At 72.9% G+C, this 18646-nt stretch carries 21 protein-coding genes and 1 pseudogene; 14 read left to right on the forward strand and 8 right to left on the reverse strand.

Features of this window, described 5'->3' with window-relative positions:
• Positions 1-133: 133 nt before the first annotated feature.
• Positions 134-358, reverse strand: a pseudogene (locus OH804_RS13895) (GntR family transcriptional regulator); the annotation flags it as partial.
• 62 nt (positions 359-420) lie between these two features.
• Here OH804_RS13895 and OH804_RS13900 point away from each other — a divergent pair.
• The gene (locus OH804_RS13900; RefSeq protein WP_406065546.1) at positions 421-1041 is read left to right on the forward strand and encodes a LysE family translocator; all 621 of its coding nucleotides are present in this window, start codon (positions 421-423) and stop codon (positions 1039-1041) included.
• Positions 1042-1048: 7 nt separating this feature from the next.
• Positions 1049-1789 (forward strand): B3/4 domain-containing protein, encoded by a 741-nt coding sequence (locus OH804_RS13905; RefSeq protein ID WP_406065548.1) that lies wholly within the window; start codon positions 1049-1051, stop codon positions 1787-1789.
• Here the strand turns inward: OH804_RS13905 and OH804_RS13910 are convergent.
• Complete coding sequence (locus tag OH804_RS13910; protein ID WP_406065550.1) at positions 1762-2364, reverse strand: MBL fold metallo-hydrolase; 603 nt, start codon at positions 2362-2364, stop codon at positions 1762-1764. The two genes, OH804_RS13905 and OH804_RS13910, sit on opposite strands and share 28 nt — an antisense overlap.
• 79 nt (positions 2365-2443) lie before the next feature.
• Here OH804_RS13910 and OH804_RS13915 point away from each other — a divergent pair, with 79 nt between their 5' ends.
• Entirely contained in the window at positions 2444-3250 is an 807-nt protein-coding gene (locus OH804_RS13915) for an SDR family oxidoreductase (protein WP_406065552.1), read from the forward strand.
• A gap of 19 nt (positions 3251-3269) precedes the next feature.
• On the opposite strand, the gene OH804_RS13920 is transcribed toward OH804_RS13915, so the two are convergent.
• Positions 3270-3878 (reverse strand): hypothetical protein, encoded by a 609-nt coding sequence (locus OH804_RS13920; protein ID WP_406065554.1) that lies wholly within the window; start codon positions 3876-3878, stop codon positions 3270-3272.
• Between the two features lie 181 nt (positions 3879-4059).
• On the opposite strand from OH804_RS13920, the gene OH804_RS13925 reads away from it, so the two are divergent.
• The 3 genes from OH804_RS13925 to OH804_RS13935 all read left to right on the forward strand — a co-directional run bounded on the left by OH804_RS13925 (position 4060) and on the right by OH804_RS13935 (position 6421).
• Positions 4060-5157: a DUF5919 domain-containing protein gene (locus tag OH804_RS13925; protein ID WP_406065556.1), complete on the forward strand. Its 1098-nt coding sequence runs from the start codon at positions 4060-4062 to the stop codon at positions 5155-5157.
• A gap of 73 nt (positions 5158-5230) precedes the next feature.
• Positions 5231-6112, forward strand: a complete 882-nt coding sequence (locus OH804_RS13930) for a pentapeptide repeat-containing protein (RefSeq protein WP_406065558.1) — start codon at positions 5231-5233, stop codon at positions 6110-6112.
• A gap of 72 nt (positions 6113-6184) precedes the next feature.
• Positions 6185-6421, forward strand: a complete 237-nt coding sequence (locus OH804_RS13935; RefSeq protein ID WP_196922708.1) for a preprotein translocase YidC — start codon at positions 6185-6187, stop codon at positions 6419-6421.
• 7 nt (positions 6422-6428) lie between these two features.
• On the opposite strand, the gene rnhA is transcribed toward OH804_RS13935, so the two are convergent.
• Complete coding sequence (gene rnhA / locus OH804_RS13940) at positions 6429-6902, reverse strand: ribonuclease HI (RefSeq protein ID WP_196922707.1); 474 nt, start codon at positions 6900-6902, stop codon at positions 6429-6431.
• Positions 6903-6912: 10 nt separating this feature from the next.
• A complete protein-coding gene (locus tag OH804_RS13945) occupies positions 6913-8193 on the reverse strand; it encodes a lycopene cyclase family protein (protein ID WP_406065561.1) in 1281 nt (426 codons plus the stop codon).
• A 123-nt stretch (positions 8194-8316) separates the two neighbouring features.
• On the opposite strand from OH804_RS13945, the gene OH804_RS13950 reads away from it, so the two are divergent.
• The 7 genes from OH804_RS13950 (at position 8317) to OH804_RS13980 (ending at position 13829) form a co-directional block, all read left to right on the forward strand.
• A complete protein-coding gene (locus OH804_RS13950) occupies positions 8317-9144 on the forward strand; it encodes an ArsR/SmtB family transcription factor (protein WP_406065563.1) in 828 nt (275 codons plus the stop codon).
• A 332-nt stretch (positions 9145-9476) separates the two neighbouring features.
• Positions 9477-9962, forward strand: a complete 486-nt coding sequence (locus tag OH804_RS13955) for a hypothetical protein (protein WP_406065565.1) — start codon at positions 9477-9479, stop codon at positions 9960-9962.
• Between the two features lie 86 nt (positions 9963-10048).
• Complete coding sequence (locus OH804_RS13960; RefSeq protein ID WP_196922704.1) at positions 10049-10660, forward strand: class F sortase; 612 nt, start codon at positions 10049-10051, stop codon at positions 10658-10660.
• 152 nt (positions 10661-10812) lie between these two features.
• Entirely contained in the window at positions 10813-11913 is a 1101-nt protein-coding gene (locus OH804_RS13965) for a magnesium and cobalt transport protein CorA (protein ID WP_406065567.1), read from the forward strand.
• Between the two features lie 205 nt (positions 11914-12118).
• Entirely contained in the window at positions 12119-12535 is a 417-nt protein-coding gene (locus tag OH804_RS13970; protein ID WP_196922702.1) for a YchJ family protein, read from the forward strand.
• A 188-nt stretch (positions 12536-12723) separates the two neighbouring features.
• Complete coding sequence (locus OH804_RS13975; protein WP_406065569.1) at positions 12724-13446, forward strand: hypothetical protein; 723 nt, start codon at positions 12724-12726, stop codon at positions 13444-13446.
• Positions 13443-13829 (forward strand): VOC family protein, encoded by a 387-nt coding sequence (locus OH804_RS13980; protein WP_406065571.1) that lies wholly within the window; start codon positions 13443-13445, stop codon positions 13827-13829. Before OH804_RS13975 ends, OH804_RS13980 begins: the two co-directional genes overlap by 4 nt.
• A 46-nt stretch (positions 13830-13875) precedes the next feature.
• Here the strand turns inward: OH804_RS13980 and OH804_RS13985 are convergent, their stop codons facing one another.
• From OH804_RS13985 to OH804_RS13995, 3 genes are all read right to left on the reverse strand, one after another.
• Positions 13876-15201 (reverse strand): MFS transporter, encoded by a 1326-nt coding sequence (locus tag OH804_RS13985; RefSeq protein WP_406065573.1) that lies wholly within the window; start codon positions 15199-15201, stop codon positions 13876-13878.
• A 228-nt stretch (positions 15202-15429) separates the two neighbouring features.
• Positions 15430-16461, reverse strand: a complete 1032-nt coding sequence (locus OH804_RS13990) for a mechanosensitive ion channel family protein (protein WP_406065575.1) — start codon at positions 16459-16461, stop codon at positions 15430-15432.
• Positions 16462-16821: 360 nt separating this feature from the next.
• On the reverse strand, positions 16822-17292 hold the full coding sequence (locus OH804_RS13995; RefSeq protein ID WP_196922698.1) for a DIP1984 family protein: 471 nt from the start codon (positions 17290-17292) through the stop codon (positions 16822-16824).
• Between the two features lie 207 nt (positions 17293-17499).
• Here OH804_RS13995 and OH804_RS14000 point away from each other — a divergent pair, with 207 nt between their 5' ends.
• Positions 17500-18609 carry a peptidoglycan-binding protein gene (locus OH804_RS14000; RefSeq protein WP_406065578.1) on the forward strand — a complete coding sequence of 370 codons (1110 nt, stop codon included), beginning with the start codon at positions 17500-17502 and terminating at the stop codon, positions 18607-18609.
• Positions 18610-18646 lie beyond the last annotated feature (37 nt).

Here is an 18646-nt window from a genome sequence, read left to right on the forward strand (position 1 = left end):
GTGCCGGCGGGAAGGTCGCGACCGGTGCCGGCGCGGCGGCCGGGGCGGGTGTGGGCGCGGCCGGCGCGGCGACGACCACAGTGCCGGCCCGCCCGCGACCGGCGACGTGCCCCTCCTCGGTCAGGCGCTGGTACGCCTCGGTGACCACGCCCCGGGACACACCGAGGTCGGCGGCGAGCACCCGGGTCGGCGGCAACCGGTCGCCGACCGGCACCCGACCCTCGGCGATGGCCTGCCGCAGCCGGTCGGTCAGCCAGTCGGCGCGCCCACCCGGCGCCGCGTCGGCGATGGTCAGGTGCAGGAAGTCGGACCCGGCCGATATGGACCTCTCGGACGCCGTCGGTTTGGCTCTGCCCATCGGACCATTGTGGCAGCAGAGTGAGCAGGAGCCAGACCTGCCCACTCCGCCGGAGGATCATCGTGACCATCCCGTTCCTGATCACCACGCTGATCGTGGTGGTCACCCCCGGCACCGGGGTGATCTTCACGCTCTCCGCCGGCCTGTCCCGGGGCGCACGGGCCGGGGTGCTGGCCGCGTTCGCCTGCACGCTGGGCACGCTGGGCACGCTGCCGCACCTGCTGGCCGCGATGACCGGGCTGGCCGCGCTGATGCAGACCAGCGCGGCGGCGTTCGAGACCGTCCGCTACCTCGGCGTCGGCTACCTGCTCTACCTGGCCTGGTCCATGGCGCGCGACCGCGACGCCTTCGCGGTAGCCACCGATGCGCCACCCCGCTCGGCGATCCGGGTGATCGTCTCCGGGGTGCTGGTCAACCTGCTCAACCCGAAGCCGACGATGTTCTTCGTCGCGTTCCTGCCGCAGTTCGTGGACACCACGGCACCGGGCTCGACCCGGGCGATGCTCGGCTGCGGCGCGGTGTTCATGCTGCTCACCTTCGTGGTGTTCAGCGGCTACGGCATCTTCGCTGCCCGGGTGCGCGACCGGGTGCTGACCCGGCCCCGGGTCACCGACTGGCTGCGCCGATCCGCCGCCGGCACGTTCGTCGCGCTCGGCGTGACCCTCGCCCTCACCGAACGATAGGACCACAGTGCAGTTCGAACATGCTCCGCAGCTTCGTGACGCGTACCCCGACCTGGTCGCCGGTGTGGTGCGGGCCGACGGGATCACCGCCACCGTCGACGTGTCGGCACGCACGGCCGGCTATCTCGCCGAGGCGCGACGGCGGTTGGCCGACGGGGCCGAGAGCGGGTTCCCGGAGATCCAGGCCTGGCGGCGGGCGTACGCGGCGATGGGGTTGCGGCCCACCAGGTACCGGTGCGCGGCCGAGGCGCTGCTGCGCCGGCTGCGACTGGACGGCGAGCTGCCCCGGGTGCACCCGCTCGTCGACCTCTGCAACGCCATCTCGGCCGCGTACGCCATCCCGGTCGCGGTGCTCGACCTGGACCGGGTCGACGGCGACCTGGTGGTCCGGCCGGCGCACGGCGACGAGGCGTACCTGAGTTTCGCTGGCGACACCGAGCATCCCGAGCCGGGCGAGGTGACCTTCGTCGACTCCGCCGGGCGGGCCCACGCACGACGGTGGACGAACCGGCAGAGCGGCTGGTCGGCCGTGCGGGCGGGCACCTCGTCGGTGCTGATCGTCGCCGAGGCGCTGCACCCGGGTGGTGAGCCGGCCGTGACCCGGCTGGTCACAGAACTCGTGACGGAACTGACCGACGGGTGGTCCGCCCCGACGGCCGCCGCGGTGCTCACCACCGCCGCACCCCGCTTCCGCGCCCCAGCGGCGGATGACGACCGGGGTCAGGCGGTGTCGCCGGGCACCAGGTGACGGTAGCCGGGGATGGTCTCGGCGAACCAGCCGGCGACACTGGCCAGGCCGCGGTCGTTGAGCTGCGCGTCGTGGATCGGGTACGCCGCCGCCGCGCCCACGGCGCCGGCGAACCGGATCGCCTCGTCGAGGCGCAGCCAGGACCCCTGGGCCGGGACGAGCAGGGTACGCACCGGCTCGTCCGGCACGTGCAGGGCGTCGCCCGGGTGGTACAGCTCGCCGCCGATCAGGTAGCCGAGGTTCGGGCAGTCGGGCTGTCCCTCGTGGATCGCGGCGTGCCGGCCGCCGTGCGCGCTGACCGGGATGCCGGCCGCCGTGAAGCGTTGCCCGGCGCGGACCCGGGTCACCGGAAGCGGGGCGAGATCCGGCAGTCGGGCGCCTTCGGGGGCGTACACGGGGACACCGAGACCGGCGAGCCGCAACACGTCCACGTGGTCGGTGTGTTCGTGGGTGACCAGGACGGCGTCCGCTCCGACCAGGGCCCTCGGCTCGCTCCACGTCCCCGGGTCGACGACCAGCACCCCGCCGTCGTGTTCCACGCGCACGCACGAGTGGGTGAACCGGGTGATCCGCATCAGGCGACGGTACGCCGTCGGCGGACAGGTCGTGGTCCCCGTGGCGGTTGGGCCGGCCCTGCCGGGGTAGTGCGCCAGCATGCCGCAGCGATACGAGAACTACCCGAGGATCGCCGTCGTCACCGGCGCGGACTCCGGCATCGGCAAGGCCTGCGCGGTGGCACTGGCCACTGCCGGCTTCGAGATCGGCATCACCTGGTACGGCGATCCCGACGGCGCGGAGCGGACGGCCGCCGAGGTCCGCGCGACAGGGCGGCGCTGCGAGGTCGCCGAGGTGGACCTGACCCGCCTGCCGGACGCGGCGGCTGTGGTGGACGAGTTGGCCGACCGGCTGGGCGGCATCGGGGTGCTGGTCAACAACGCCGGCACCGGGGCCTCGACGCCGTTCGTCGACACCGGGTGGGAGCAGTGGCGCGAGGTGCTCGCCGTCGACCTGGACGCGCCCTTCCTGTGTGCCCAGCGGGCCGCGCGACGGATGCGGGCCACCGGCGCCGGCGGGCGGATCATCAACATCACCAGCGTGCACGAGCACGCGCCCCGGGTGGGCTCCGCCGCGTACTGTGCCGCGAAGGGCGGGCTCGGGCTGTTGACCCGGGTGATGGCTCAGGAGCTGGCCGCCGACGGGATCACCGTCAACGCCGTCGCCCCGGGCGAGATCGCCACGCCGATGACCGGCCAGGAGGATGTCGAGCCGTTCACCCAGGAACGGCCCGGCGTGCCGCTGGGACGGCCCGGCGACGCCCGGGAGGTGGCCGCCGTGGTCGCGTTGCTCGCCTCCCCCGCCGCCAGCTACGTCAGCGGCGCGTCCTGGCCGGTCGACGGGGGCATGTTGCTGATGGGCCCCCAGGCGGCGGCGTTGCCGAACGACGACTGGCGGTCGGTTTGACCGACACCGGCGGGCGTGGTCAGCGCATCGGCGCGGCCGACGCCCGGACGATGTACGCGAACTGCACACCGAATGCCACCACCGCGACCAGCACCCCGACCGGGACCGCCACCTCGCCCCCGGCCCCGACGGTTGTGGTCACCAGGGCGATGCCGAGCCCGCTCAGCACGGCGTTGACCGCGCCCACGAGCGCGGCCGTGGTCAGCAGGAACTCCCACCGCCCCGGTCGCGTGCCGACCAGGTTCCAGGCCGTGCTCATGGCGTCGTCGGTCACCACCGCGTCGGCGAAGAAGTCGTGCTCGCCGGCGAGCTGGTGTTGGTAGTAGGCCCGGATGCGTTGGATCCGCCGCAGGTCCAACGAGTTCTCGACTGTGGTCTCCACCAGCCGCAGGAACGTCAGCACCCCGATGATGATCAGGGTCGGCAGCACCGCGGCCAGGTACGGCCGGACCAGCGTGTCGTTGCTGGCGACGAAGCCCAGGCCGATCAGCGCCGCCGACAGGACGGACAGGAAGATGGTGGCGCGGCCGGTGGCCTCGGCGATGGTGCCGGCGCGGGACGTCTGCAACGCGTAGTGCTCGGTGGTCAGGACGGTGAGAAGCGCCTGCTCGCGCTCGCTCTCGTCCACCCCGCCACCCTCCGTGGTCGCATGACTCCGTTACCGTCACTCTATGAGCGGCGGGGCGGGTCGGAACGGCGAACCGACCGCTCGGAGAACGGGACAGCGCCCAGCAAAGCGGGCACGTATCCTCCGAATTTCGGTGATCAGCAAGCGGCGGTGGGGCCGACCGACGGCGGAAGGGGACCGGATGCCCGGGTGGGCTGGTCGGGGCGGGCGGCAACGACGCGCCTTCGTCGTCGGCGGGGCACTGTTAGCGATCGCCGTCGTCATGCTGCTGGCCGCCTGGCGCAGCACCGGCTTCCTCAGCGACCTGCTGCTCAACCTCGGGGCCAGCGTGGTCCTCGCGGCCATCTCGTACGTCATCTTCGACCCGTTGTTCGAGGAGGCCCGCAAGGCGCGGGTGCAGGAGCACCTCAGCTTCGACCAGCAGGCGTTCGTGACGCGGCTGCAGCGCTCCGGACGCCGGGTGCGCATCCTCGACACCTGGACGATCCTGCTGGAGCAACGGCACCGCGAGGAGACCCTGAGCGCGGTGCGAGCGGCGCTCGCCAACGGCGCCCAGGTGCAGTTGCTGCTGCTCGATCCCGACTGCACCGCCGCGCAGCAACGCTCCGAGGAGCTGGAACGGCAACGGGTGGACGTGCCGCGGCAGATCCGCACCAACCTGCGCCACCTGGCGGCGTTCGCCGACGCGCTCGACTCGCGGCTGCGGCACCGCCTCCAGGTCCGGCTCTACGACGCGTCCCCGTCGATCCAGCTCTACCAGTGGGACGGGCGGGCGCTGATCTCGTTCTTCCCGATCGGGAAGTTGTCGTTCAACGTTCCGCAGCTCGAGGTGGACATGGACAGCCCGTGGGGTGGGTTCGTGCACGCCCGGTTCGAGGAGCTGTGGGAGCACGAGCAGGCCACCCTCGACCTGGAGCGGTACTGGTCGGTCATGGTCACGCTGCGCCACGACGAGTCGGACGTGGTCGAGGTACGCGTGCCGTACGTGACGGTGGACGGGCAGCACTACGTCGACTGCCGGGGGTTCCGGGTCACCGGGCCACTGACCGTGCGAGCCGTGCTGCCGCCCCGCGCGCCCGGGGCGGCCTCCGGTGTGTTCGCGCTGGCCGAGCCCGCCGACGGGGACCGCACCCCGGCCGACGTGGTGAAACGGCACTTCGACCAGAAGTACGGCCACGGCGACGGCGAGCGGGACATCCGCCGACTGGTGCCGCCGCCGGTCGATGCCCGCGCCCCGGCCCCCCGGCCCGCGACGGCCGGTGACACGCACGCACGGTGACCCCCGAACGGGCCGTCGGCTCGGCCCGGGAAACAATGGTGGCCCAACCCTGATCGCCAGGAGGACCGTCGGCGTGTCGCACCCCACCGCACCGCCGTCCGGGGCGGCGCAGCTGCGCGCCGACTGCGGACGCTGCTTCGGGCTGTGCTGCGTGGTGCCCGCCTTCGCCGCGTCGACGGACTTCGCCATCGACAAGCCGGCCGGCTCGCCCTGCCCGAACCTGCGCCCCGACCACCGCTGCGGCATCCACACGGAGCTGCGGGAGCGCGGGTTTCCCGGCTGCACGGTGTTCGACTGCTTCGGTGCCGGGCAGCAGGTCGCCCAGGTGACCTTCGGCGGGCGGGACTGGCGGGACGCGCCGGAGACGTTGCCGGCGATGGCGGAGGCGTTCGCGGTGCTGCGACCGCTGCACGAACTGCTCTGGTACCTCACCGAGGCGGTGGCGTTGGACCCGCCGGCCGACCTGCGCGCCGAGTTGGAACGCGCCCGCGCCGAGACGCTGACGCTCACCGAGGGTGACCCGACCCGCCTTCGCGCGGTGGACGTCGCCGGCCATCGGAACCGGGTCAACCCGCTGCTGTCCCGGGCCAGCGACGCGGCCCGGGCCCCCGCCGGCACCGACCGGCGGGGTGCGCACCTGCTCGGGGTGGACCTGCGCCGTGTCGACCTTCGGCGGGCCAACCTGCGCGGGGCGCTGCTCATCGGCGCCGACCTGCGCGGAGCGGACCTCGGCCTGGCCGACGTCACCGGCGCGGACCTGCGCGGGGCCGACCTGCGGGGCGCGGACCTGCGGGGCACCCTCTTCCTGCACCAGACGCAACTGGACGCCGCCCGGGGCGACACCCGCACCGAACTGCCGCAGACGCTCACCCGACCGGCACACTGGACGGCGCTACCGCTCACCCCGGTCCGTCAGCCGGCCCGGTCCCCGGCCCGTCGGGGCCGCCGCCGCTGACCGCGAGGTTTCGGCCGGGACGACGCCGGGTAGCCAGCGCCGACGCGGACCGGCATCGACGGGGGGCACGGCGTGGGCTACCGAAATCGCCAAGGTGAGCAGCCGGGCGACCCGCAGCACAGTGAGGACGAGGCCGGCCAGGTGCCGTTGGTGCAGGTCGAGGCGGACACCGACGTCCCCGCACCGGCGGACACCGACGTCCGGCCGGACATCGTGACCGAGCCCGACAACTCCGGCGTCGCCGGTGGTTCGTCGGGCAGCAGCGGCGGTGGGTCCAGCATGCCGAAGCACCCCGACGCGACCCGCTGACCCGGGCTCAGCGGCTGGTCAGCGCGCCCCGGGCCTCGGTCATGCCCTTGTTGGCGAGCCCGTCGGCCCGCTCGTTCTCCGGGTGCCCGTTGTGCCCCTTGACCCACAGCCAGGTGACCTCGTGCCGTTCGCAGGCCGCCTCCAACCGCTGCCACAGGTCGGCGTTCTTCACCGGCTGCTTCGCCGCGGTCCGCCAACCGTTGCGCTTCCACGACGCCAGCCAACTGGTGATGCCGTTACGCACGTACGTGCTGTCGGTGTGCAGCTCCACGGTGACCGGCCGGTTCAGGCTCTCCAACGCCTGGATGGCCGCCATCAGCTCCATCCGGTTGTTGGTGGTCGGCGTGGCCTCACCGCCGCACAGCTCCCGCTCGTGATCGCCGTAACGCAGCAGCGCGCCCCAACCACCCGGCCCGGGGTTGCCACTGCACGCCCCGTCGGTCCAGATCTGCACGCCCCTGCCGGCCACCGCGTCCACCATGCCCGGCAACCTACCGGGCGCGGACGTCGTCCTCCCCGCTCGGGGGGCCGGCGCGCCGCGCCGTCGGCGCCGAACCCACCACCGCGGGAGGGATGGCCGGCGCGGGTCGGGTGGGGCGCAGCCGGTCGCGGACCCGGTGTACGGCGTCACCGGCGGTCGCGGCGATCATCGGCACCAGCCGGGTCGAATTCATGATCGCGACCTCCTCGGCCGCAGTGGTGCCCCCGTCGAGGAAGCGCAGCACCCGCTCGGCCGGGTTGCGGTCGAAGAGCCGGTCGAAGAAATCGGGACCACCCACCCCGCCCCGGTCCAGCGCCCGCAGTGCCACAGCGTCCATCCAGCGGTGCCGGCTCGGGTACGCCGGCGCGGGTACCGGCGCCCGTCCCACGGCGAGGGCGCGAGCCACCTGGTCGGCCTGGCGGTACATGGCGGAGAAGGTGAAGCCGGTCGAGGGACGGGTCGCGCCACCGGCCGTGCCGAGCCGCACCACGCGAGGGGTGGGCCGGGCCGGGAACGGCGCGTCGGTCATCGGGATCACCCCGTTCTCCACCTCACGCACCCGCAGCCCGGCCGGATCCAGCCCGAGCAGGTCCCGGTAGCCGGCCAGCGCCGCGTCGTACCCGGCGTCGGTGAGCAGGTCCGGCGAGAACTCGGTGTACTCGACCAGGGCGTAGCGGTCGCTGACCGGCAGCACGTACCCGAAGGAGACGCCCCGGGGCGGCTGCGGGGTACGGAAGTCCATCAGCACCGCCCGCGTCGGGTCGAACACCGGCCGGTCCGCCTCCAGCCACCACCCCCGGAAGTGCTGCAACCAGGTGGTTCGTCCCGCTCGCGCTGGCGGGCGGGGGCGGGAGTCGAGCACCCAGCCAGCCCGTACGCTGCGCCCGTCGCTGGTGCCCACCAGCACCCGGGCGCCGTCGTCGCGCACCGTCTCGGCGGGCGCGACGATCCGGGTGGCGTCGAGGCGACGCTCGGCGTCGGCAGCCCGGTCGTAGACCGGGCCGGAGCGGAGCATGGCGTACCGCAGCGGGGTGAGGTCCAGGACGCGGCGTCGCGCCGCCGTCGCCACCTCGACCTGCTGCCAGCTCGCGCTGAGCAACGGGTCCAGGTCGCTGTCGGGGTGGCCCCAGAACGCCCAGGTGCGGTCCTGACCACGTCGGCGCACCGGGTCGACGATGGCGATCCGTAGATCCCTGACGCCGTGCCGGTCCAGTGCGGCGAGCAGCAACGACGCCGCACCGCCGCCACCGAGCAGCGCGAGGTCGACGTCGAGCGGCGCGGAGTCGGTCACCCGCACCACGCTGCCACACGATCGCACCGGTCGCCTGCCGCCACCGCCGCCAGGTTGACACGCAACCCATCGGTTGCCTAACGTAATAGGCAACCGACTGGTTGCCTATTCGGGGGAAGGTCGATGGACGACGCGTTTCGGGCGCTGGCCGACCCCAGCCGGCGACGACTGCTGGACCGGCTCAACGAGCGCAACGGCCAGACCCTGCGGGAGCTCTGCGACGGGCTGGCCACCACCCGACAGGCCGTCAGCAAGCACCTCACGGTGTTGGAGGAGGCCAATCTCGTCACGACCGTGCGGCGCGGCCGGGAGAAGCTGCACTACCTCAACGCCGCCCCGATCAACGCCATTGCCGACCGGTGGCTCAGCCGCTACGACCGCGAGCGCGCCGCCACACTGGCCGACCTGACCACCGCATTGGAGCGACAACCCATGGAGAGCCCGACCTTCGTCTACACCACCTACGTCACCACCACCGCGCAGCGACTGTGGTCCGCGCTCACCGAACCGGAGTTCACCCGTCGCTACTGGGGTGGAGTCGCGCTGGTTTCGGACTGGCAGGTCGGGTCACCAGTGCTGTGGCAGGACGCACCGGACGGCGAGCCTCGCGACCTCGGCCAGCGGGTGCTCGTCGCCGAGCCGTACCGTCGCCTCTCCTACAGCTGGCACGGCTTCCAGCCCGAGCACGCCGAGCACTTCGGCTGGTCCGCCGAGGAACTGGCCGCCCGGCTCGGTGAGCGCCGGTCGACGGTGACCTTCGAGATCGAGCCGCACAGCGGGTCGACCGTCCGGCTGACCGTCATCCACGACGACTTCTCCCCGGACAGCGAAATGCACCGGGCGATCAGCGGCCAGCTCGACGGCAGCGGCGGCTGGCCGGAGCTGCTGGCCAGTCTCAAGACCCTGCTGGAGACCGGCGAGCCGATGCCCGACCCGACCCGGGCCAGCTGACCCGAGCGCGCATCCGTCGCGCGGCCCGGCGGGGATCGTGCCGACCAGGCGGTGCATTTCCGCCGTCTCTGGCAATACCTCGCCATCGGCCCAGCGACGACAGCCCGACCGGATGGACATCGATCGGAGCACCGGTGCCGGTCGGGCCGTCCGGGCCTTTCCGCAGCTCTCCCCGCCTTCGGGTGGACACGTGACGGCAACGAGGATTTCTCATTTTCACCTGATCGAGGACCCAACCCACCTAGTGTTGGGCACACCGGTGCTAGTCACGGAGTTGGCCACCCGAACGACGTCCCACGCAGTCAGCGGACGAAAAGTGAGGGAAGACGCGTATGAAGGTCTCAACAGCACTCTGCTCGGCGGCGCTCGGCGTGGGCCTCGGCACGCTCCTGCTGCCAGGCGCCGCACTGGCCGACACCACTGTGTCACCGGCCACCACCCCGGTCGGTGGGACCGTCGTGCTCACCGCGACGACCTGCAACCCGAAGTCGGGTGACGCCATCTTCCGGGTCACCGGCCCCAACCGCGACCAGAACGTCCGATCCACCACGGCCGCCGCCGGCGGCGGGCTGAGCGCCGAGCTCTTCACCGCCGGGTTCACCCTGGGCACGTACACGGTGGCGGCGACCTGCGGCGACGGCAGCTCGGCCGGCACCGCCACGTTCGCCGTCACCCCGATCGGCGGCGCGCCGGCCGGCTCCGGCGGCGACAACCGTGACACCGGCGCTCTCGCCGCCGGCGGCACGCTGCTCGGCACCGCCCTCGCCGGCGCGGTGATCCTGGTCCGCCGGCGCCGTCCGGTGTCCACTGTCGCCTGATCGGCGACCGCTCCATCCCTGAGACGGGTGCCCGCGCCGGTGACACCGGTGCGGGCACCCCGACGATCCGGTACGGAGGTGCACACGTGTGGTGGCGGCGGACCCTACCGGCAGTGGTCGCCCTGCTCGGCGTGACCGGGCTCGGGCTGATCACCGTCGGACTCACCGCCGACCCGGCGCGGCCACCACGACCGTCGGCCGACGCGCCGACCCGTACCCACCCCGCACCGGACCTGGCGCCGCTGCCACCGGCCGCGCCGGTCCGGGTGCAGATCCCCGCCATCGACGTACGCGCCGACATCGTCCCCGTCGGCGCCGACGCGGCAGGGGTGCTGGAGGTGCCGCCACTGGATCGGCCCACCCTCGCCGGCTGGTACCGGCACGGCGTCAGCCCCGGTGAGACCGGCAACGCCGTCCTGGTGGGACACGTCGACTCGCCGGCCGGCCCGGCGGTCTTCTTCGACCTCGGTCGGCTCCGCGCCGGGCAGCAGGTACAGGTCACCCGCGCCGACGCGCGGGTCGCCACGTTCACAGTGGACGACGTCCGGGCGTACCCCAAGGAGCATTTCCCCACCACACTGGTCTACGGCCCGGCGGACGCCGCCGGGCTGCGCCTGATCACCTGCGGCGGCCGGTTCGACGCGGCGACCGGCAACTACGTCGACAACGTCGTCGTCTTCGCCACCCGCACGGCCTGAACCGAACCGCCCGCCTGAGCCCGGGCCGCAGGCCCGCGCCGCCCGCACCGCCCAAGCCGCCGCCCCGCTGTCGGGAGCCGGACCCTGCTCGGCAGAATGCGGTGGCACCATCCCCTGATCGGGGCGGTGCGCCGGCGACGGGGAGGCACGCGGTGGATCAACGACCGGTACGGGACCGGACCGGTCGGGGCGTACGAGCCCTGGCCCGTCGACTGCTCGGACGCGTCGAGGACGGCTCCCCCACCCCCCGCCGGTCCAACCCGGACGCCGTGGTCGACTGCGCCGTCTACGTCAACGGCCGCCGGGAGCCCGGTCAACCGCACTACGCCGACGCGTACGCCAGGGCGCGGCACGGCCGCGACGCCTTCGTCTGGTTGGGGCTGCACGACCCCGGCCCGGCCGTGCTCGCCGCGGTCGGCCAGACCTTCGGCCTCGACGAACTGACCGTCGAACAGGCGCTCGCCGACGGGCACCGGCCCACAGTGCAGCGCCACGGGCCGGTCACGCTGCTGGTCCTGCGCACCGCCGGGTACGTGGAGCACGACGAGCTGACCGACACCTCCGAGGTGATCGACACCGGGGACGTCATGGTGCTGCTCGGTGACCGCTTCGCCATCACTGTGCGGCACGGTGCCGCCGGGGCGCTGCGCAGCGTCCGCGCCGACATCGAGCGCCGCCCCGCGCTGCTGGCCGCGGGCCCGTGGGCGGTGGCGTACGCGGTCTGCGCCCGCATGGTCGACTCCTACCTGGAGGTGGCCGGGCACGTCGAACGGGACCTGGAACGGGTCGAGGAGGCGGTGTTCGCCCGCGACCGCGCGGCCGACATCCAGCACATCTACCAGCTCAAACGGGAGGTGGTGGAGTTCAAGCGGGCGGTCCTGCCGTTGCAGGCGCCGATGCGGACGCTGCTCGAACCCGACGGCCCGCCGCGCGCCCTGCACCGCTGGTTCGTCGACGTCGACGGCCGGCTGAGCCGGGCGGTGGACCGGGTGGCCGCGTACGACGACCTGCTCACCTCGATCGTCCAGTCGCGCCTGGCGCAGCTCGCCGTGGAGCAGAACAACGACATGCGCAAGATCGCCGCCTGGGCGGCCATCGCGGCCACCCAGACCGGCATCGCCGGCATCTACGGCATGAACTTCGACCACATGCCCGAGCTGGCCTGGCGCTACGGCTACGCCGGCGCCCTCACCCTGATGGCGGCGGCAGCCCTGTTCCTGTACCGCCTGTTCCGCCGCTCCGGCTGGCTCTAACCCCCGCACCCCCGCACCCCGCACCCCCACCCCACCCCGGCCCCGGCCCCGGCCCCGGCCCCGGCCCCGGCGATCTTGCACTTTGTGTTGTGGATACGCACCTTTTTACTGCTTATGTCGCAGCAGGAAGTGCAAGATCGCGGGAGCGAGGGCGGGCGCGGGGGCGGGGTGGGGGTGGGTCGGCTCTCTGCGGCAGGATGGTGACGTGGGTAAGGGTGCGGGACGTCGGCGGGCGAACGCGACGACGGGACGGGTGTGCCCGTGCGGCTCCGGCCGGGCGTACGCGGACTGCTGCGCCCCGGCGCACGGCGGCGACGCCCCGGCGACGGCCGAGGCCCTGATGCGCTCCCGGTTCAGCGCCTTCGCCCTCGGCGACTCCGGTTACCTGCTGCGCAGCTGGCACTCGTCGACCCGGCCCGCCTCCCTGGAGCTCGACCCGGGGCAGCGGTGGACCCGACTGGAGATCGTGGAGACCGAGCGGGGCGGCCTGCTCGACGCCACCGGCACCGTGACGTTCCACGCCCACTACCGGGACGCGGGCCGGCCCGGCACGTTGACCGAACACAGCCGGTTCGTCCGCGAGGACGGCCGGTGGGTCTACCTCGACGGTGACCAACCCTGACGGGCGTTTGGGCGTAGGATGACGTCGGCGTAGTCCTGCGCCGCACCTCCCTCCCGGCGCTCACGCCGCCGGCAACGCGGAGGCAAAGGGGGCCTGGAGCCCTCGGGACGTGGTGCCACATGCCCCACTCCGGCGGGGTCGGCGGGAGCGTGAGTCCCGGTGACCGTGCCGTTGACCGGGAGCATGTGATGACCACCCAGAGATCGTTCAAGGCCCGGGTCCGGACCCGGATGGAGAAGACCGGCGAGAGCTACACCACGGCCCGCCGGCACCTGATCAATCGGGCAGAGCCGGCGTCCAGCGCCGCGTCCCCTCCAGCGCCTACCGAACCGACCGTCACGGCTGCCGCTGCGCAGACCGAGCGGATCGCCGACGACCTGATCCGCGCCCGGACCGGCCGTGGCTGGGCCGAGTGGTTCGCAGTGCTCGACGCCGCGTCCGCCACCGGGTGGACGCACACCCGCATAGCCCGTCACCTGGGCACCGAACACGAGGTGCCGGGTTGGTGGGCGCAGACCATCACCGTCGGGTACGAGCAGGCCCGCGGCCTGCGCGCGCCGGGTCAGCGACGCGGCGGTGGCTTCGAGGCAAGCGCGAGCCGGACGGTTGCCGTGCCGGCGCGCCGACTGTTCGAGGCGTTCGCCGACGAGACGGCACGCGCCCGCTGGCTGCCCGACGTCGAGGTGCGCGTCCGCACCGCCACCGCGCCGCGCAGCTTCCGGGCCGACTGGGCCGGCGGCCCCACCCGGATCGTCGTGGGCATCGACGCTGTCGGCGAGTCGAAGGCCCGGGTCAGCGTCCTGCACGAGAAGCTGACCGGGGCCGAGCAGGCCGCGGAGCTGAAGGCGTACTGGCGGGAACGGCTCGCCGCACTGAAGGCACTGCTCGAAACGGACGGAGACCACCGATGACCATGACGTTCATCAACCTGCCGGTGCGCGATCTGACCACCGCCAACGAGTTCTACCGGGCGATCGGCTTCACCAGCGACCAGGCCGAGCCGGACGGCGACAGCATGGTGCTCACCGTCTCCGACACCACCCGCCTGGTGCTGCACCTCCGCTCGGGCTTCGAGGCGTACACCGGGGTCGCCACGCCGGACACGGCGACCAGCCGGGAGGTGATCATCGGGCTGTCGGCGTCGAGCCGGGGGCAGGTCGACGAACTGGTCGACCAGGCGGCGGTTGCCGGTGGGGAGTCGCTCGGGCCGGGGATGGCCAACGGGCCGATGTACATGCGCGGCTTCCGGGACCTCGACGGCCACCAGTGGTCGTTCCTCCACATGGCCGGCTGACAGTGCGGCCCGGCGGCGGCCGGAGAAGGCCGTCGCCGGGCCCCGGTCAGTCCGGGCCGCCGGGCACCGTCGCGACGACGCCGGTGGGCACGGCCGTCCGGCGCTCGCGGCGGGTCAGCAGCACCATCGCCACCACGACGTACGCCCCGGCGGTCAGCGCGAACGCCACCGCGTTGCCGGCCGCCGTGGCGAGCAGGCCGTAGCCGGCGTACGTCACGATGATCAGCACGTCGGTGGCCATCCCCGCCAGGGAGGTGACGGTGGCGCGGCTGGTGCCGGTGATCCGGGCCTGGAGCCGCGCGTCGGCCAGCACGGTGGCCAACTGCGCCGCGCCGAAGGCCACCGCGATCAGCACGAACCCCGACGGGTGTCGGAGCAGGGCACCGCCGGCCAGCGCGACGCCGACCAGCCCCAACAGCGCCGCGTACCCTCGGCTGCCCAGCCGCTCCCCCGCCGGGGCGAGCAGCCCGCCGACTGTCACCCCGGCCCAGAGCAGCAGGAGCAGCAGGGGTACGGCCTGCGCGCCGACGCCGGTGTCCAGGGCCAGCAGCGGCGTGTACTCGTCCAGGGCACCCCAGTCGGCGGCGACAACGGCCACCAGCAGCACGGCGCCCCGCACCGGCGGACGGGTGCGGACCTGCGCCACTCCGGCGCGCAACGTGTCCCACCACCCCAGGTCACCATCGTCGTCCGGGCTCGCGGGCTCGTCCTGCCGGGGTGGTGCGGCGCCCAGCGGCCGGGCGGCCATCGCAGGCTCGGCGACCGGGACGCGTACGGCGGCGAGCGCGCGGTGCTCCGGAAGCCGGGTGGCGACGAGCGTGGCGAGCAGGCAGGCGAGCACGCTGGCCGCGCCGACCGCCGGGTACCCGCCGGCCGCGAGCACCGGGCCGGCGAGCACTCCGGAGAGCACCACGCCCAGCACACCCGCCGTCCGCGCGCGGCCGAGCACCCGGGCGTACCGGCCGACCGCGCCGAGCCGGTCCAACTCGGTCCAGACCAACGCCTCCAGTGCGCCGGAGACCAGTGCGCCACCGGCGCCCCAGAGCAGGAAACCGACGGCGAACGCCGGGTACGACGGCACCAGCACCCAGAGCGCGAAACCGGCGGCGGCCACCAGCGGCGCGAGGCACAGCAGCAGCCGGCGGGACAGCACGTCGGCCCAGGCGCCGGAGGGCACCTCGAACAGGATGCCGGCGGCCGACCAGATGACGAAGAGCGACGCGATCTGCCCCACCGACAGCCCGGTGTCGGCGAAGAACACCACGTACAGCGGGTAGAGCAGGACGAGGTCACTGAGGAACGCGTACCCGTAGAGGGTCGCCGTCAGCCGACGGACCGCCGGGTCGGGCACACGCGAAGCGATGGGGGTCATGGGGCCTTCCCGTGGGAGTGGAGACGGACACCGGAGGTGCGGTGCCCGTGGTGGCCCACGGGATCGGCCGACGCTGCTGGATCAATGTCGCCAGGTCATGCCCGCGATGCTAGACAACCGGCGCGGCTGCGGCCAGCGCTTTCAGCGCGCCGGGCGGGCGAGGCGGGACCGCCAACGCGCGGCGGGGCGGGATCAGATCGATCCCGCCCCGCTGACGTACCGCTGGTGTCAGCGCCGGTCGACCGGCGGAATGACAGTGGTGGTCTCGCTGTCGTCACTGGTGCGCTGCCCGGGCACCGCGTGGTCGGTGCCGCCCCGGACCACCTGGGTCGCGTCGGGGTCGACACCGGCGCCCACCACCTGGGTGACCTCCGAGCCGCTGACCACCTGGGTGGCGTCGGAGGTGGCCGGGAAATGGACGACCTGGGTGGCCTCCGGGTCGGTGGGCCGGGTCACCACCTGGGTGGCGTCGGCATCGGCCGGCCGGGGCACCACCTGGGTGGCCTCCGCGCCGCTGCTGGTGGTGGTCGACGCGCGCGCCAGCTCCGCCTCGGCATCGCGGCGACCGGCCCGGTACGCCTGGGCGTGCTCGGCGATCAGCTGCGACTCCTGCTCGGCGCGGGTCAGCCACGACTCCCAACGGCTCTGCATCGGACGGATCAGCCCGCCGCCGACACCGACGACGAGGATGCCACCGATAGTGGCCAGCACGGCGATCAGCACCGGAGTGGTGACCGCGGTGGCCACGCCGATCTGATTCAGGGCGGCGATGACACCGAGGCCGAGGATGAACACCGAGGCGATGGTGGCCAGCACCCGGCCGTACGACAGACCGCCGAGCGCGCCGCTGATGATGTCCTTGACCGCGTTGGCGATGGCGGCGGCGACCACGACGATGACGATCGCGACGAAGGCCCGGGGCAGCCACGCGATCACCGCGCCGAGCAGGTCGGAGATCGGGTTCGGCCCCCAGATGCCGAAGGCGAGCTGAAGGGTGAACAGCAGCACCGCGTAGTAGACGAGCTTCGCGACGATGTCGCTGGCGTCGTACCGGGAGCGGCTCAACGCGCGGCGGATGCCGCCGCGTTCGACGGCGCGGTCGAAGCCCACCCGTTCGAGGATCTTCTCCACGATCTTCAGTACGGCCTTGGCGATCAGCCATCCGGCCACCAGGATCGCCAGGAAGGCGACGGCCTTGGGCAGGAAGAGCATCACCGAGCGGAGAGCGTCGCCCACCGCGTCGCTGACGTTGTCACTCATCTGGTCATTCCTTAAAAGGGGCAGCCGGAACGGTCAGCCCCGGACCTACCCCCGACCCGACGCGCGGAAACGCCGACCAGGAAGGGCCGCCCCTCACGACCGGGTGTCGGTGAGCGAACAGCACGCGGCCGCGCGGATGTGGAGTGCCCCGAACCCGCCCTCGCCGTCGAGGATCTGTACGTGGTGATGAGGTGTGCATGTTGCGGTGTTACCTGTCCTCGGTGCTGGGCTGCATTGTTCTTGGGGAGTCGAACCCCGCGCTGCCCACCGCGCGCCAAGAAGGGTTCCGGGGTTACAGCCCGGACCTGTGTGTACACGCCTCCACGACGGCTACCTGCTCCACATCGCTGCTGGGATGGGTCAGTCCAGCAGGTCAGCCTCCCAGTTGGTGCGCTGAATCCGCACCTCGAGCTCGCGGAGCTGCCCCGCGAGCCCGTCGGCGCGTTCCCGAAGCTCGGCGACCGGCAACGCCGCGAGCATCTTCAGCTCGGAGCGGAGCTGCCGGGCCAGGTGACCACGGCCGCTACCGGCGGCGGCGTCGGCGGCCGCCGTGATGGCGGCGTGCCGCAGTCGCAGGACGTCCCGCCGGGCCAACGCGTCCGTGAGCGTGCCGAGGTCGTCGACCGGCACCGCGGCGTTGGTCCGGTTGATGCGCCGGATCAGCGTCTCCAGGTTGTCGAGGACCTGGTCCAGCTCGGTCAGGAGCACCGTGGCGTCCTCCGGAGGCAGTTCGCCCTCCTGGTACCGGGCGCTGCCATTGATCCGGGTCCGCAGCTGCTCGACCCGTCGTGCGGCCTCGGCGCGTTCGGTCAGCGCCTCACCAAGTTTCATCTTCCACCCCCGAGTCAGCGGCCAGGTTAGCGGGACATTGATCTTTTGGTCGATCGCTTTTCCAGCTGCCCGTCGGGGGTGGACGCCCTCTAGCGCGCGGGCGAGTCTTGGCAATATTCTCCGAAGTACGTGCGGCCACTGGAGCTATTTTTCATCCCCCCGCCGTCGGCCGCAGGAGGAGATGCAATGCACGTCGACCATTCCGAAGTGGATCGCCGGACGCTGCTGCGGGCCGGTCTCGGCGCCGCCACTGTCGCCGTCGTCGGAAGCGAACTCGCCTTCCCGAACGCGGCGCAGGCCGCGCCGGGCACCGACCTGGACTGGATCATCAGCTGTGACGAGTGGGCCGCCCGCCCACCGAAGGACCCGCTGTCGGTGAGCGCCATCGCCACCAACAAGATCATCGTGCACCACATGGCGTTCCCGAACGTCACCGACTACTCCCGCGAGCAGGCGGTCAAGCTGGCCCACGACTGCCAGGACCTGCACATGGACGGCAACGGCTGGTCGGACACCGGCCAGCACTTCACTGTGAGCCGCGGCGGTTACGTGCTGGAGGGCCGCCGGGGCAGCCTGGAGCGCCTGGAAGCCGGCGACCGACAGATGATCTCGGCGCACTGTCCGGGTGAGAACGGCCGGGCCATCGGCATCGAGAACGAGGGCACCTACGTCACCGAGACGCCACCCGAGGCGTTGACCGACTCCCTGGTCAAGCTCTGCGTCGCGATCTGCCGGCAGTACGGGCTGCACGCGCACGACATCTTCGGCCACTGGGACTTCCGCACCACCGAGTGCCCGGGCGCGGCCTTCTACCGGCAGTTCCCCGACCTGCGGCGGCGGGTGCACGCCGCCCTTGGCACCAAGCTCGGTGACGTGCCGGCGCGCCGCTGGCCGGACCTGTGGCGTTTCGTCAACTCCCCGTCGGTCCGGGTGGTGCAGCACCTGCTCGCCTACCGGGGTTACCCGGTGACCGTCAGCGGCACGTTCGACGCCGCTACCGTCGCGGCGGTGCAGGACTGGCAGGCCCGCAACGGCATCGCTGTGGATGTGGACGCCACACTCACCACGCCGACCTGGGAGACCCTCGCTCCGGAGCTGGACCAGCACGCCGCCGGAGCGCCGGTCACGGCCGTGCAGGAAATCCTCGCCACCAAGGGGTACGCGGTCACCGTCACCGGAGCGTACGACCACGCCACCCGGAGGGCGGTGCAGGACCTTCAGGCGCTGCACGGGCTGCCGCGCAACGGCAAGCTCAGCACGAGCACGTGGTGCACGATCGTCGGCGGATCGGTCCGGGAGTCGTTCCGACACCGCTGAGCGAGTGGTGGCGGTGCGGGGCGCACCCGTACCGCCA

The sequence above is a fragment of the Micromonospora sp. NBC_00860 genome, assembly GCF_045207375.1.
Lineage (GTDB): Bacteria > Actinomycetota > Actinomycetes > Mycobacteriales > Micromonosporaceae > Micromonospora > Micromonospora vinacea.

Bases quoted from the DNA above. Each gene is read 5' to 3' on its own strand.
- OH804_RS13990 (WP_406065575.1), bottom strand. From the start codon at position 16,461: ATGAGTGACAACGTCAGCGACGCGGTGGGCGACGCTCTCCGCTCGGTG.
- OH804_RS13985 (WP_406065573.1), bottom strand. From the start codon at position 15,201: ATGACCCCCATCGCTTCGCGTGTGCCCGACCCGGCGGTCCGTCGGCTG.
- OH804_RS13925 (WP_406065556.1), top strand. From the start codon at position 4,060: ATGCCCGGGTGGGCTGGTCGGGGCGGGCGGCAACGACGCGCCTTCGTC.
- OH804_RS13975 (WP_406065569.1), top strand. From the start codon at position 12,724: ATGACCACCCAGAGATCGTTCAAGGCCCGGGTCCGGACCCGGATGGAG.
- OH804_RS13910 (WP_406065550.1), bottom strand. From the start codon at position 2,364: ATGCGGATCACCCGGTTCACCCACTCGTGCGTGCGCGTGGAACACGAC.
- OH804_RS13980 (WP_406065571.1), top strand. From the start codon at position 13,443: ATGACCATGACGTTCATCAACCTGCCGGTGCGCGATCTGACCACCGCC.
- OH804_RS13915 (WP_406065552.1), top strand. From the start codon at position 2,444: ATGCCGCAGCGATACGAGAACTACCCGAGGATCGCCGTCGTCACCGGC.
- OH804_RS13950 (WP_406065563.1), top strand. From the start codon at position 8,317: ATGGACGACGCGTTTCGGGCGCTGGCCGACCCCAGCCGGCGACGACTG.
- OH804_RS13995 (WP_196922698.1), bottom strand. From the start codon at position 17,292: ATGAAACTTGGTGAGGCGCTGACCGAACGCGCCGAGGCCGCACGACGG.
- OH804_RS13955 (WP_406065565.1), top strand. From the start codon at position 9,477: ATGAAGGTCTCAACAGCACTCTGCTCGGCGGCGCTCGGCGTGGGCCTC.
- rnhA (WP_196922707.1), bottom strand. From the start codon at position 6,902: ATGGTGGACGCGGTGGCCGGCAGGGGCGTGCAGATCTGGACCGACGGG.